Annotated in this window: 1 protein-coding gene; it reads left to right on the forward strand. The window is 44.9% G+C overall.

What is annotated here, in order from left to right:
- Window positions 1–67: 67 nt before the first annotated feature.
- On the forward strand, window positions 68–283 hold a 216-nt coding region (locus tag R7Q11_RS28175; RefSeq protein WP_225467227.1), incomplete at its 3' end, for a LamB/YcsF family protein.

Genomic DNA, 283 nt, shown 5'->3' on the forward strand with positions numbered 1-283 from the left:
ACTGAGTCACTGAAGATAAAAGGTTTTTCCTGCATCGTGATGTGATTGCTAAGGTAACTATAAATATATGACATTGAATAAACAGCAACTGACATTAAATTGCGATATGGGCGAGAGCTTTGGTTCTTGGAAGATGGGCGCTGACGATAGCGTGATGCCTCATGTCGATATGGCGAACATTGCTTGTGGCTTTCACGCTTCCGATCCGAACGTGATGCACGACACGATTACCTTAGCGAATCTTCACGATGTTGATATTGGTGCGCATCCCGGTTATCCCGAC

It is taken from the genome of Vibrio sp. 970, from assembly GCF_033339075.1.